Annotated in this window: 10 protein-coding genes and 1 pseudogene; 6 read left to right on the forward strand and 5 right to left on the reverse strand. The window is 68.5% G+C overall.

Annotated elements, in window-relative coordinates; all coding sequences use genetic code 11:
• Window positions 1-208 precede the first annotated feature (208 nt).
• Both ACIA75_RS27980 and ACIA75_RS27985 read left to right on the forward strand, forming a co-directional pair.
• Window positions 209-1,186, forward strand: coding sequence for an Abi-alpha family protein (locus tag ACIA75_RS27980; RefSeq protein WP_397109192.1), 978 nt, complete (start codon window positions 209-211; stop codon window positions 1,184-1,186).
• 341 nt (window positions 1,187-1,527) lie between these two features.
• A pseudogene (locus tag ACIA75_RS27985) lies at window positions 1,528-2,028 on the forward strand (nuclear transport factor 2 family protein); the annotation flags it as partial.
• Window positions 2,029-2,197: 169 nt separating this feature from the next.
• On the opposite strand, the gene ACIA75_RS27990 reads toward ACIA75_RS27985, so the two are convergent.
• Window positions 2,198-3,841, reverse strand: a complete 1,644-nt coding sequence (locus tag ACIA75_RS27990) for a peptide chain release factor 3 (protein WP_397109194.1) — start codon at window positions 3,839-3,841, stop codon at window positions 2,198-2,200.
• Between the two features lie 298 nt (window positions 3,842-4,139).
• Between ACIA75_RS27990 and ACIA75_RS27995 the strand changes: the two genes are divergently transcribed.
• Both ACIA75_RS27995 and pth read left to right on the forward strand, forming a co-directional pair.
• Window positions 4,140-4,739, forward strand: a complete 600-nt coding sequence (locus ACIA75_RS27995; protein WP_397109196.1) for a 50S ribosomal protein L25/general stress protein Ctc — start codon at window positions 4,140-4,142, stop codon at window positions 4,737-4,739.
• A gap of 18 nt (window positions 4,740-4,757) precedes the next feature.
• Complete coding sequence (gene pth, locus ACIA75_RS28000; RefSeq protein ID WP_397109198.1) at window positions 4,758-5,333, forward strand: aminoacyl-tRNA hydrolase; 576 nt, start codon at window positions 4,758-4,760, stop codon at window positions 5,331-5,333.
• A gap of 6 nt (window positions 5,334-5,339) precedes the next feature.
• On the opposite strand, the gene egtD is transcribed toward pth, so the two are convergent.
• The 4 genes from egtD to egtA all read right to left on the reverse strand — a co-directional run bounded on the left by egtD (window position 5,340) and on the right by egtA (window position 9,991).
• A complete protein-coding gene (gene egtD, locus ACIA75_RS28005) occupies window positions 5,340-6,311 on the reverse strand; it encodes an L-histidine N(alpha)-methyltransferase (RefSeq protein WP_397109200.1) in 972 nt (323 codons plus the stop codon).
• A complete protein-coding gene (gene egtC / locus ACIA75_RS28010; protein WP_397109202.1) occupies window positions 6,311-7,144 on the reverse strand; it encodes an ergothioneine biosynthesis protein EgtC in 834 nt (277 codons plus the stop codon). The genes egtD and egtC overlap by 1 nt, the downstream gene beginning before the upstream one ends.
• A complete protein-coding gene (gene egtB, locus ACIA75_RS28015) occupies window positions 7,144-8,475 on the reverse strand; it encodes an ergothioneine biosynthesis protein EgtB (protein WP_397110291.1) in 1,332 nt (443 codons plus the stop codon). Before egtB ends, egtC begins: the two co-directional genes overlap by 1 nt.
• Window positions 8,476-8,674: 199 nt before the next feature.
• Window positions 8,675-9,991 (reverse strand): ergothioneine biosynthesis glutamate--cysteine ligase EgtA, encoded by a 1,317-nt coding sequence (egtA, locus tag ACIA75_RS28020; RefSeq protein ID WP_397109204.1) that lies wholly within the window; start codon window positions 9,989-9,991, stop codon window positions 8,675-8,677.
• 204 nt (window positions 9,992-10,195) lie between these two features.
• On the opposite strand from egtA, the gene ACIA75_RS28025 reads away from it, so the two are divergent.
• Window positions 10,196-11,368, forward strand: a complete 1,173-nt coding sequence (locus tag ACIA75_RS28025) for an aminotransferase class V-fold PLP-dependent enzyme (RefSeq protein WP_397109206.1) — start codon at window positions 10,196-10,198, stop codon at window positions 11,366-11,368.
• Between the two features lie 155 nt (window positions 11,369-11,523).
• Complete coding sequence (locus tag ACIA75_RS28030) at window positions 11,524-12,501, forward strand: Rpn family recombination-promoting nuclease/putative transposase (protein ID WP_397109208.1); 978 nt, start codon at window positions 11,524-11,526, stop codon at window positions 12,499-12,501.
• Window positions 12,502-12,542 lie beyond the last annotated feature (41 nt).

The raw sequence follows: 12,542 nt of genomic DNA on the forward strand, positions 1-12,542 counted from the left end.
GGTGATTGCCGCCTCACCGGGATCTCAAAATTAGCACCACTGCCGGTCACCCACCGCGCGGCGGCGGATATCCCACCGGCAGCGCGACCGGGCGCGACACATTAGTGTCTCAGACGTGCGCCGGATCCATGGTCCGGCGCGGGGCCGGCGCCGTCGATGGGCAATAATCGATGGGCGGATTCGTTCATCTGGCGATATCGGAGTAAACGTGGCAGACGACAGGACCGGACAGGAGTTCACCCGGGCCGGTTCCCGAGCCGTGCAGTGGAGCGCCCCGTCGAGTACCGGCCGTACGGCGGAGCCGGCTGCCGACCCCGCGACCGGTGTGGTGCGCCGGCCGCCGTCCAGTGTGGAGCGCAGCTCCGACGTCGAGCAGCGGCAGATCAGCAACGAGGCGCGGCTCATCCGCGGGGTGTTCCGGGCGGCGGGTCTCGCCGCGGGCGGTGTGGTGCGCGGCGGGCAGTGGGCGGTCAACACCTCCTACGAGGTCACCCGGGAGATCACCCAGGCCGCCCTGGACGGGGAGTCGTCGGCCGAGATCGCCGAGCGGACCGGTAACGCGCTGCGCTCCATCGCGCGCAGCGCGCTCGGGGTCACCGAGGGCTCGGTGCGCGAGATCGTCAGCTATGTGCCCACCGGGCAGACACCCGCCCACCAGACGGTGGCGGTGGGCTCCTATATGCGGTCGGCGACGGTCGCCGAATTGCGCAAACGCGGGGATGCGCTGCTCGCCCGTTCCGCCGATGTCTACTTCACCGAAGAGGTGCATCCCGCCTACGACCGGATCCTCGACGAAATCGCCCCCGACGAGGCCCGCATCCTGCGCTATATGGCCCTCAACGGCCCGCAGCCGACGGTCGATGTGCGCACCAACCGCCCGCTGGGCATCGGTTCGGAGCTGATCGCCGGGGGCTTGACCTCGGTCCCCGAGCAGGCCGGGGTGCGCTATATCGACCGGGCGCGCTCCTATCTGATCAACCTCAGCCGGCTGGGACTGACCCACAATTCCGACGATCCCGTGGTCCTGAGCCGATATATGGTGCTGGAGGTCCAGCCGATCGTGGAGGACGCACTGAAAAAGGCGGGCCGAGCCCCGAAAATCGTCCGCAAAAGCCTGCGGCTGACGGAGTTCGGCGAGGATTTCTGCCGGACCTGCTTCACCATCGGCAACGGCGATCGGCCCTGATATCGCACCGTCCGCCACCATCTCCGGTGCGCCCGGACAGCCCGGATTCCGGAGCTGACCAGCCCGAATTGGGCCCCGTAATAACGCCGACGCAGGATAGCAATCCGATACAGATCTGAATATCCTCCCTATTTGTCCATTTCAGGTGGGATGGTGGAGTTATGGACCAGGGCGAGGAGCGCAACGATCCCGGGCCGCACCCGGGTGGGTTTCCGCGGCGGCCGGGCCAGAGCAGTGACACCATGGCCTTCTCGGGCGCCGCGCTCGCAGCGGCGCTGGGCGCCGGGCTGGACGTATCGCTTCCACCGCGGCTCCAGCCCGAAACGGATGTACCGCTGACCATGGGACCGGTACGACCCAACAGTCCGGTCCCCGCGCCGGCGGGAGCATCCGAGGACGTGCTGGAGATCCATCGCCTCAAATTCCGGTACATTCGCGCGCTCGACACCAAACTCTGGGACGATTTCGCCGAAACGATGATTCCGGAAGCCACGGCGACGTATAGCGAATATCTGCAGTTCGAATCCCGGGAAGCATTCCTGACCTTCATGCGCAATACCCTGGGCCCGCATGTAATCACCGAACACCGCTGCGATCACCCGGAGATCGATGTGGACGGTGATCGCGCCAGCGGTGTCTGGTACCTCTCCGACACGGTGCTGATCCCGGAGAACAATATGCTGCTGCGTGGCGCCGCCTTCTATACCGATGAATACGTACGGTGCGATGACGGCCGCTGGCGGATCGCGCACACCGGCTACGAACGCACCTACGAGGTGGTGCTCTGCCTGAGCGATCTGCCCAGTCTGCGATTGACCGCGAACCGGTGGGGACTGATCCAGCAATCGACCGGGGTCGAGGAGGTAGAACGGGATCCGCGTGCGGCCGCCGCGAACTACCCGGCCGCGGAGAGCCGGGCCGCCGAGAGCCCGGCCGCGGCCGAACCCGGCGAGGACCGCGAATACCCGGGCCCGGAAGAACGGGCCGCGGGCTGAATTTCCGCCGGCCGGGTCAGTCGGCCGCGGCGACCAGCGGTTCCAGGGTGAGTTCCGGCATTTCCTTCTGGATGTACTGCAGCCGCCACTTATCGCTGAATACCGCGAGGATCGCCCCGTCGCTGCGGGTGAACACCTCCACGCCGCGCTGGCGGTCCAGCTCGGGCGCCGAGGCGGCATCGGTGCGGCGGGCGATGGTGTAGGCGAGGTTGTCGAGCTGGGTCTCGACGCCGAACTCGCCCTGCATCCGGGCCGTCACCACCTCGAACTGCATCGGGCCGACGGCGGCGAGGACCGGCGAGGCTTCACCGCGGGCGTCGTTGCGCAGCACCTGGACCACGCCCTCGGAATCGAGCTGGTCGATCGCTTTACGGAACTGTTTGTACTTGCCCGCGCTCTGCGCGCGCAGGGCGGCGAAATGTTCGGGTGCGAAAGACGGAATCGGCGGGAACTCGACCTTCTTGTCGACGAAGAGCGTGTGGCCCGGGGCGAGGGCGGTCGCGTTGACCAGGCCCACCACATCCCCCGGATAAGCGGTATCGACGGTGGCCCGTTCTCGTCCGAAGACGGTCAGCGCGTATTTGGTGGCGAACGGCCGGCCCGTCTGCGCATGCGTGACCACCATGCCGCGTTCGAATTCCCCGGACACGATCCGCATGAACGCGAGCCGGTCGCGGTGTGCGGTGTCCATCCCCGCCTGCACCTTGAACACCACCGCGCTGAACGGGTCCTGCGGTGCCCGCTCGCCGCCGCCGATATCGGTGCGCGACCCCGGCGCGGGCGCCAGCGACACCAGGGTTTCCAGCAGTTGCCGGACGCCGAAGTTCAACATGGCCGAGGCGTAGATCACCGGGGAGGTCTGACCGGCCAGGAACAGCTCCTGGTCGTGATCTCCGCCGGTGGCCGACAGCAGTTCACTTTCCTCCGCCGCGGTCGTCCACGCCGCGCCCTCCCGGGCCTCGGCGGATTCGGGGGACAGTGATTCCTCCGGCGCGATGGTGGCACCACCGGCGGTCCGGGTGAAGTGGATGTATTCATCGGCCGCGCCGTCGGCCCCGCGGCGCAGCAGGCCGCGGAAATCGCCCGCGATACCGACGGGCAGGAACAGCGGGGTCGGGGTGAGCCCGATCCGTTCGTCGATCTCGTCGAGCAGTTCCAGCGGGGCGCGGCCGGGCCGGTCCCATTTGTTGATGACGGTGATCACCGGGATCCCGCGGTGGCGGCACACCTGGAACAGCTTCAAGGTCTGTGGTTCCAGGCCCTTGGCGGCGTCGATCAGCATCACCGCGGCGTCCACCGCGGTGAGCACGCGGTAGGTGTCCTCGGAGAAATCGGAGTGGCCGGGGGTGTCGACGAGATTGATCACATGGTCGATCTCGGATCCGGCGGCCCGGTAGTTGAACTGCAGCGCGGTGGAGCTCACCGAGATACCGCGCGCCTTCTCCATCTCCATCCAGTCCGAGACGGTGGACTTACGGCCCGCTTTACCGTGGATGGCGCCCGCCTCGGAGATCTTGCGGGCATGCAGCGCCAGCGCTTCGGTGAGCGTCGATTTACCCGCGTCGGGGTGGGAGATCACGGCGAAGGTGCGCCGCCGCGACACCTCGGCGGCCAACCCGCGCGCGGCGGGCGCGACGGAGCCCTCAGGAGAGGCGGTCAACGGATCGAACCTTTCGGCGGAAGCGGGCAAGTGGCAACCTGTCCAGCGTACGTGACAGTTCTGACCAGCAAACTACGTGTCGCTGACCACCCGATTCCGGGGTTTTGCGGGGGCTGAGTTACAGTATTCAGGTTGTCTCGGCGAGGGTTCGCAAGCTTTTGCGGCACCGTGATCGACGCGGCGCGGCTTCCGGCCGCCTGGTGTTCGTTCTTCGCCTGACGAGCAGACCAACCGACCAGGGGCGCGATTTCCCTGGCACCGCCCACCAGCCCGGTAGAGCCGTAGGAGTTATCCAGCCATGTCCGACGTCAACCTTCTCGAAGCGAAGATCCGCACCGAGTTCGGCAAGGGTGCCGCGCGCCGTACCCGCCGCGCGGGCAACGTTCCGGCGGTCCTGTACGGGCATCAGTCCGATCCGCAGCATCTGTCCCTGGACGCCCTGTCTTTCGCCGCGATCCTGCGCCAGCACGGCACCAACGCGGTGCTGAACCTGAACATCGAGGGCAAGAAGCAGCTCGCGCTGACCAAGTCGGTCGTGGTGCACCCCATCCACCGCTACATCGAGCACGCCGATCTGCTGATCGTGGCGCGCGGTGAAGCGGTCAACGCCGATGTGCCGATCACCCTGGTGGGTGAGGCCGGCCCCGGCACCCTGGTCACCCAGGAAGCCACCACCGTCGCCGTGTCGGCCGATGCGCTGAACATCCCCGAGTCCATCGAGGTCTCCATCGCCGGTGCCGAGGCGGGTACCCAGATCACCGCCGGTTCCGTGGTCCTGCCCAAGGGCGTCAGCCTGTCCGGCGATCCCGAGGTTCTGCTGGTCAACATTGTCGAGGCCCGCGCTGCCGCCGAGCCGGAGGCCGAGGGCGAAGCCGCCGAGGGCGAGAGCGCCGAATAGGACCGGGTCACCTCCGCGATGGCCGATATCGCGCCGGCGCTCGTCGTCGGCCTGGGCAATCCGGGTCCCGATTACGAACGCACCCGGCACAATGTGGGTTTTCTGGTCGCCGATTCGCTCGCCGAGCGGGTCGGCGGCCGTTTCACCGTGCACAAGAAGTCGGGAGCCGATCTACTGCAGGCCCGGCTCGACGGCCGGCAGGTACTGATCGCGAAGCCGCGGTCGTATATGAACCTGTCCGGGCGGCCGGTCGCAGCGCTGGCAAGGTTCTTCTCTGTTCCACCCACCGAGGTCATCGTCGTCCACGATGAACTGGATCTCCCATTCGGCGAGATCCGGTTGAAACGCGGTGGCGGCGAGGGCGGTCACAATGGTCTGCGGTCGGTTTCCGGCGCCCTCACCACCAAGGACTACCTGCGCACCCGGATCGGTATCGGCCGCCCGCCCGGCCGCCAGGACCCGGCCGATTACGTCCTCAAACCGTTCGGCTCGGCCGAGCGCAAGGAAATCCCGGTCGTGGTCGAGCAGGCCGCCGACGCGGTGGAACTGCTGCTGGGGGTGGGGTTGGAAGCAGCGCAGAATCAGCTGCACTGATCCGGGTCAGATGCGGGCGGCGAGGACCAGGGCGAAGCGGTTGTCCGGGTCGGTCCAGGTGTGTTCCGGGATGAAGCCCGCGGCGCGGAGTTCGGTATCCAGGCCGGCCGGGCGGAACTTCGCCGAGATCTCGGTGCGTAGCTGTTCGCCGCGGGTGAAGTGCACTGTCAGGCCGAGGTCGGCGACGGTGACGTCCATATCCGCGGTGGCTTCCAGACGCATTTCGATCCATTCGTTCTCGGCGTCCCAGTGCGCGATATGGCGGAACGCTTCGGGTTCGAAGTCCGCCCCGAGGCGGGAATTGAGGACGCGCAGGACATTCCGGTTGAATTCGGCGGTGACACCGGCGGCGTCGTCGTAGGCGGGGACCAGGATTGCCGGGTCCACCACCAGGCCCGCACCCAACAGCAATTGTTCGCCGGGTTCGAGAACGTCGTGGATACCGCCGAGGAATTCGGCACGCTCGGCCGGGGTCATATTGCCGAGCGTGCCGCCGAGGAAGGCGATCATCCGGCGGCCGCCGCGCGGCAGGGTCGCCAGGGTGTCGGTGAAATCGCTGACCACGCCGTGTACGGCCAGGCCGGGGAAATCGATCGCGACCTCGGCGGCCGACGCGTGGAGCGCCGAAGTGGAAACATCCTGCGGTACGTAGGTTTTCAACGGGCCCTCGGTGGTGAGGGCGGTGAGCAGGATCCGGGTCTTCGCCGCCGAGCCCGATCCCAGTTCGACCAGTACCTCGGCCTGTGCGGTGCGGGCGATCGCCCCCGCGACTTTTTCCAGTAGCGCCCGTTCGGTGCGGGTGGGGTAGTACTCGGGCAGGGCGGTGATCTGCTCGAACAGCTCGCTGCCGCGGGCGTCGTAGAACCATTTGGGGGGCAGCCATTTCGGGCTGTCGGTGAGACCGCGGCGGGCGTCGGCACGGAGGGCCGCGGTGAGGTCGGCGTCGGTGAGATGGACTTCCACGGTCGGTTCGTTCATCACAGCACGCTTTCTGTCGCGGTGGCTTCGGCGAGTTCCAGGGGTTCGACACTCAACCGGCCGGGTTCGGCATGGACGAGACTGCGGTCGGGCAGTGACTGCCACCGGGGGTCGTCGTCATAGGGTTCGGAGCACAGGATCGCGAACTCGTCGGTGACGAGCGCGGACAGGGAGTGATAGCAGGTGGTGGCCCACAGGGCGGTGCCGTCACCGATCAACAGGTTCACCCGGGCGCCGGGCGCGTGGTGCAGCACCGTGGTGACCAGCAGACGCAGTGCGGTGCCCGGGTTTTCGGCGAGCCCCGACGGGGTGTCCGGGTCGAGCAGGCGCTGCAGCAGGACCCACAGGGCGGCCGAATCGGTCAGTGCTTCCGCTTCCAGCAGGTGGCTGGTTTCGTAGCGGCGGGTCATTCCGGCGCGGGTCGCGGCGACATCGAGATCGGACAGGACAGCGGTGAGCGCCGATCGCCACTTCGGGACCACCCCGTTGTGGCTGAACGCCCAGCGCTCCCACAGGAACGGCGCGCAGGCCGACCGCTGGACCGGCATGCCGACGGTGGCCGAACGGACACTTCCGAGCACCGCGCGGGAGGTGAGCTGCGGCAGCACCTCCTCCACTGCGGGATCGGTCCAGATGGGGTCGGGGTTGCGGTAACGGGTCACCGACGCCGGTTCCGGCCCCCACCACGCGACCCCGAACCCGTCGGCGTTGATGGTTCCACCGCCGCGCATCTCCCGCGGCGCCCACGACTGGGTGCGCAGCGAATGCGGACCGCGCAGCAACAGTTCGCCCACCGATACCGGCGGGCCCACGTAACCCAGATGACGGCACATCAAGCCTCCCGCGGGTCGAGGGTGCGGGCCAGCCGGAAACCGGCGAAGATCTGCCGGCGGATCGGATGATCCCAGTTGCGGAAGGTGCCGCGGCAGGCGACCGGGTCGGTACCGAACGACCCGCCCCGCAGCACCCGATAGTCGCCGCCGAAGAAGACATCCGAATACTCGGCGTAGGGAAAGGCGCGGAATCCGGGATAGGGCTGGAAACCCGACGACGTCCACTCCCAGACGTCGCCGATGAGCTGATGCACTCCGGCGGGTGATGCTCCCGCCGGGTAGGCGCCGATATCGGCCGGTTCCAGATGCCGCTGTCCGAGGTTCGCGGTGGCGGGCCCGGGGTCGGAGTCGCCCCAGGGGTAGGCGCGCGTGCGATCCGTGGCGGGGTCGTAGCGTGCGGCTTTCTCCCATTCGGCCTCGGTGGGCAGCCGTTTACCCGCCCAGGTGGCGTAGGCCTGCGCTTCGAACCAGCACACATGCACCACCGGCTGCTGCGGGCGCAGCGGCCGGCGGACGCCGAACACCCGCCGCCACCACTGGCCGCCGGAATCCTGTTCCCAGAACTGCGGGGCGGTGAGCCCGGCCTCCTGCCGATGTGACCAGCCGCGTTCGGACCACAACTCGGGCCGGTCGTACCCGCCGTCGGCCAGGAATTCGAGATACTGCGCGTTGCTGACCGGCGCGGCGTCGATGGCGAACGCCGGCACGTGCACCCGGTGCGCCGGGCGTTCGTTGTCCAGCGCCCACGCGTCGGTGGAGGTGCCCATCGTGAATTCGCCCGCCGGGATCACCACCTCACCGCGGACCGCGGTGGTGGCGGCCGGGGGAGCGGGCGCGGACAGCACCGGGTTCCCGGTGCGCAGCTGGTGGGTGGCGAGCATGGTTTCGTCGTGTTGCTGTTCGTGCTGGGCGAGCATGCCGAAAGCGAACCCGCCGTCGACCAGTTCGCCGCCCCGCAGCGGGCTGCGGTCGAGCACCTCCCAGACCTTGTCCCGGACGGTGGCGACGTAACCGCGGGCTTCGGCCGGATCGAGCAGTGGCAATTGTGGCCGGTCGGACCGGGGGTGTTTGAACGCGTCGTAGAGCTCGTCGATATCGGCGCGCACCGGGTCCCGGCCGCCGACGTCACGGACCAGCCACAGCTCCTCCTGATTGCCGATATGGGCCAGATCCCACACCAGCGGGCTCATCAGCCGGGAATGCTGGGCGACGAGTTCGGCCTCGTCCACAGAGTCGGTGAGCGCGGTGGTGCGTTCCCGGGCCCGGCGCAGCGTCGTCGCGATATGTTCGCGGAGCTGCTCGGTGCCGGATCGGTCGGTGTAATGCTGCAGGGTCACGAGAGTGCTCCGCTCGACGGCATGGATACGGTCAGTGGCCGGGGGTGGTCGGCACCGCCGGTCCGGTGACGGCCCCGTGCGGTAGTCGCGCGCCCACGCGCAACAACCCTGCGGGTGCGGCGTGCGCCATCGCCGCACGGAATCGACGACGACCCGGGCCGTCCTTCCTCGCGGACCGGGCCGTTGCGCTGGATCACGATGTCCCGTCCTGTGGCGGTTCTCCCGCTGTACAGCGGCGCAGGGCGGCATGCAGCTCCGGTGACGGTGCCGGGCTGTGTGCCACGGCGGCTTCCAGGGTTGCCACCGCGGCGGCTCGTAGGTGCCGGTCGGCGAGGCCGTGGCGGGCGGCATCCAGCCACCGGTCGGCAGTGCTCGCCGCGGCGGCGGTGGCGTCGGCGACGGCGGCCGGTGTGGACAGCAGGGCGTGGACCACCGCGATCGGTACCTGCCAGCCCTCGCCCGGCTGGGCGTCGAGATAGCGGATCTCGAAGTATCCGGCCGGGCGGACCGGTGGGAACAGCGTGGTCAGGTGGTAGCGGAGGTCCCCGATATCGGGCCGGCGGCCGATTTCGGTGTCCAGGCCGCCCGATAGCCAATCGTTGAACGTGGCACCGGGCGGCGCCTGCCACGACACCGCCGGACCGGGCCGGGTGGGCTCGGGCCGCCGCACACACAGCAGCGGCGCGTCCAGCGCCCAGCGGGAATAGCCGGTGACCGGATCGGACCAGTCGGCGACGGGTGGACAGGCGCGCGCCGGATCCAGATGCAGCCAGGTCCGCATGCGTTGCGAGGCCCAGTCCCCGGCCGGCGCGCCGCGCAGCACGGGCGAGCATGCGAACGCGGCTATCAACGCGGGCCCGAGTGCGTGCAGTGCCGTCCAGCGGGCGGTGAGTTCGTCCCGGTCGGCACCGATATCGACGCTTATCTGGGCCGCCGCGGTATTGGCCATCATGAGCCGGCCGAAGGGGCCGATCCGGCCGAAGTAGCCTTCCATCGCCCGGTAGCGCGGTAGCCGCAGCTGACATCGGGGGGCGCGGGCCGGATCGGCGGCCGCGGCGACCATCCGGATGGACCGGGTGCCGAGCAGTTCACGCAGGCGCCGGTAATCGGCGCTCAGCCGGGCGCACAGGTCGGCCGGGTCGGTGACGGCGATGCTGGAGAGTTCGATCTGCCCGCCTGGTTCGACGGTGACCCGGCTGCCGCCGGACAGCGGCTCGGCGGGGGAATCGGGGGCGATCGAGCGGGGTGCGTGCGGGCCGAGAGCCAGCGCGAGCAGGGTGGAGGTGGGCCGGCGGCCGGCGAACGAAGCATGCCCCGGCGGATCGGTCGGTGATTCTCCGGTGCCGGGGCGGTACACGGTGAACCATTCCAGTTCGGCGCCGATGAGTTCCGGCGGACCGAGTTTGAAGCAGACCCCGCCGAGAAAGGCTTCGGCCGCCGCGCGGCTGGTCAGGGCTGGGTGTGGGGGTGAGTCGCTGGTCCATTCCGGATGTTCGAGGGTGACCGCCATACCAACCTCCGTGCGGTTTCTCGCTGGTTCGTCTTCGCGTATTCGGTAGCCGGTGCTGTCCGTGCTCGTCTTCAGTTGCCGATCCCGGTGTAAGCGTTACAGCGGCGACCGATGGTGCGGCCGCGCGTGGAATCCAGAGTAGCGAGGGGCACGGACACGTTTTGGGCGCGAAGATGTCACGGATCCGGCGCTAGGGTCGGGTACATGGTGGATGAGCAGCGAGTACGCGCCGATACGCCCGGGGTCGGAACCGGAGCCGTTTTTCTGGACAGCGCGGGGTCCTCGCTCCCGCCCCGGGTGGTGACCGAAACCGTGATCGGGCATCTGCGCCGGGAGGCCGAGATCGGCGGATACCGGGCGGCGAATGAACGGCTCGACGATCTGGCCGGGGTCAAGGAGGCGATCGCGGCACTGCTGAACACCACTCCCGACACCATCGCGCTCAGCGACAGCGCCACCCGTTCCTGGTCGGATTTCTTCTACGCGGTCCCGTTGCGGCCCGGTGACCGGATCCTGATCTCGGGCGCCGACTACGCCAGTAACGCCATCGCCGCGCTCCAGCGGGCCCGTTCCAGCGGCGCCCGGGTGGAGCAGATCCCGGACGACGAGGCGGGACGCCTCGACCTCGAGGCCCTCGCCGCGATGATGGACGACCGGGTTCGGTTGGTATCGCTACTGCATGTGCCCACCAACGGGGGATTGGTGAACCCGGTGGCCGAAGCCGCGCGGATCGCCCGGGCGGCCGGTGCGCTGGTCGTCCTGGACGCCTGCCAGTCGGCCGGGCAGCTCCCGCTCGATGTCGCCGAACTGGGTGTGGACGCCTTGTCGGCCACCGGCCGCAAATGGTTGCGCGGCCCCCGCGGCACCGGGTTCCTGTATTTGCGCCCGGAACTGGCGGCATCGCTGGAACCCGGTCGACTCGATTTGCACAGCGCGTCCTGGACCGGCCCGGACGAGTACCGGATGGCCCCGGACGCCTCCCGTTTCGAATTCTGGGAGCACGATGTGGCGGCCCGGCTCGGGCTCGGTGCGGCCGTGCGCTATCTTCTCGATCTCGGACCCGATCAGGTCTATGCCGCGATCGCCGAGCGCGCCGATTATCTGCGGGGCGCGCTCGGCGAATTGCCGGGGGTTCGGGTGCGAGACCTCGGTATCGAGCACAGCGGCATCGTGTCCTTCACCGTCGCGGGCGTGACACCCGTGGAGGTCCGGGACCGGCTGCGGGAGAAAGACATCACGGTCACCGTCAGTCATGCGAGTTCGACCCTGCTCGATATGTCGGCCCGCGGTCTGGACGCGGTGGTCCGCGCCTCGCCCCACTGCTTCGTCGACCACGCGGAACTGGACCGCTTCCTCGCCGCCGTTGGGGGGCTGTAGCGGATTTCGGGCGCGTCAGCTTTCTGGTAGATCGGTGGTGCTCACAGGCAGCCGGCTGTGGTGATCCACCGGTGGTGCGGGCACGAGTGTTGTTGTGCAAGAAGTGATTTGTCCGATTCGGTTGTTACCGATGTCCCGGGGTAGCGTCGCCGGCCATGAGCGAGCAGCGGGGTGGCCCGCACGACGCGTTCTTCCGGGGGATCATGGCACACAGCGATAACGCCGCCAGCGAGATCCGCGCGAAGATCACCGAAGAGATCGGCGAACAGTTCAGCGCTCGCATCCACTGGCTGGAGCTGGAGCTGATGCCCACCAATTTCATCCACCCCGACCTGCGCGATCGCTACAGCGACCTGCTCTACCGCACCCGCCTCGACGACCGGCCCGCCTTCCTCTACATTCTGCTCGAGCACCAGTCCTCCACGGATCGGTTCATGGCGTTCCGGGTGCTGGACTACATGGTCGGTATCTGGCGGCAGTACCTCGCCGACAACCGCCACGCCCCCGACCACGGCGGCCGACTCCCCGCGATCATCCCGCTGGTGGTCCACAACAGCCCGCGCGGCCGGCGCTGGACCGCCCCGACCGAGCTGGGCGAGCTCATCGATATCGACCCCGACACCCGCACCGCACTGGGCCCCTACCTGCCGAGCCTGCGGTTCCTGCTCGACGATGTCACACGGATAGACCTCGACGCGCTGCGCCGCCGCGAGCTGACCTCGGCCGCCCGGTTGCTGCTGGTGCTGCAGAAAATCGCCACCGGCAACACCGGCCTGGACCGCGCTATGCTTGATTGGCTCGACGACCTGCGCGCCCTGGGCGAAGGCCCGGACCCGGTAAGTGTTTACCGAATGGTTTTCAACTACCTGCTGAACGTGGGTGAAACCACCGAGGCCGACTTGGCCGCAGTCGTCGGACAGATCGACCCCCGAGCCAAGGAGGCTTTCGTGACCACAGCAGAAGCCATCGAGGCCCGAGGCCGTACCGAGCTGCTGATCGACCAGATGACGGTCAAGTTCGGGCCGCTGCCCGCGGCGGTACTGCGCCGTGTCCGATCGGCCGACGCCAACCGGATCCATGTGTGGGCAACACGGGTGCTGACCGCGACCTCCATCGAGGAAACGCTCATCTGACCACCTGCTGCGGCAAGTTCGAGCCCGTGTGAACGGGGAGC

Origin of the sequence: Nocardia sp. NPDC051750 (genome assembly GCF_044453135.1) — a bacterium.
In the GTDB taxonomy this organism is placed as follows: Bacteria; Actinomycetota; Actinomycetes; order Mycobacteriales; family Mycobacteriaceae; genus Nocardia.

What these genes read in the sequence shown, in the direction of transcription:
- ACIA75_RS27995 (WP_397109196.1), top strand. Translation starts at nt 4,140, where the DNA reads ATGTCCGACGTCAACCTTCTCGAAGCGAAGATCCGCACCGAGTTCGGC.
- ACIA75_RS28025 (WP_397109206.1), top strand. Translation starts at nt 10,196, where the DNA reads ATGGTGGATGAGCAGCGAGTACGCGCCGATACGCCCGGGGTCGGAACC.
- pth (WP_397109198.1), top strand. Translation starts at nt 4,758, where the DNA reads ATGGCCGATATCGCGCCGGCGCTCGTCGTCGGCCTGGGCAATCCGGGT.
- egtC (WP_397109202.1), bottom strand. Translation starts at nt 7,144, where the DNA reads ATGTGCCGTCATCTGGGTTACGTGGGCCCGCCGGTATCGGTGGGCGAA.
- egtD (WP_397109200.1), bottom strand. Translation starts at nt 6,311, where the DNA reads ATGAACGAACCGACCGTGGAAGTCCATCTCACCGACGCCGACCTCACC.
- ACIA75_RS28030 (WP_397109208.1), top strand. Translation starts at nt 11,524, where the DNA reads ATGAGCGAGCAGCGGGGTGGCCCGCACGACGCGTTCTTCCGGGGGATC.
- egtA (WP_397109204.1), bottom strand. Translation starts at nt 9,991, where the DNA reads ATGGCGGTCACCCTCGAACATCCGGAATGGACCAGCGACTCACCCCCA.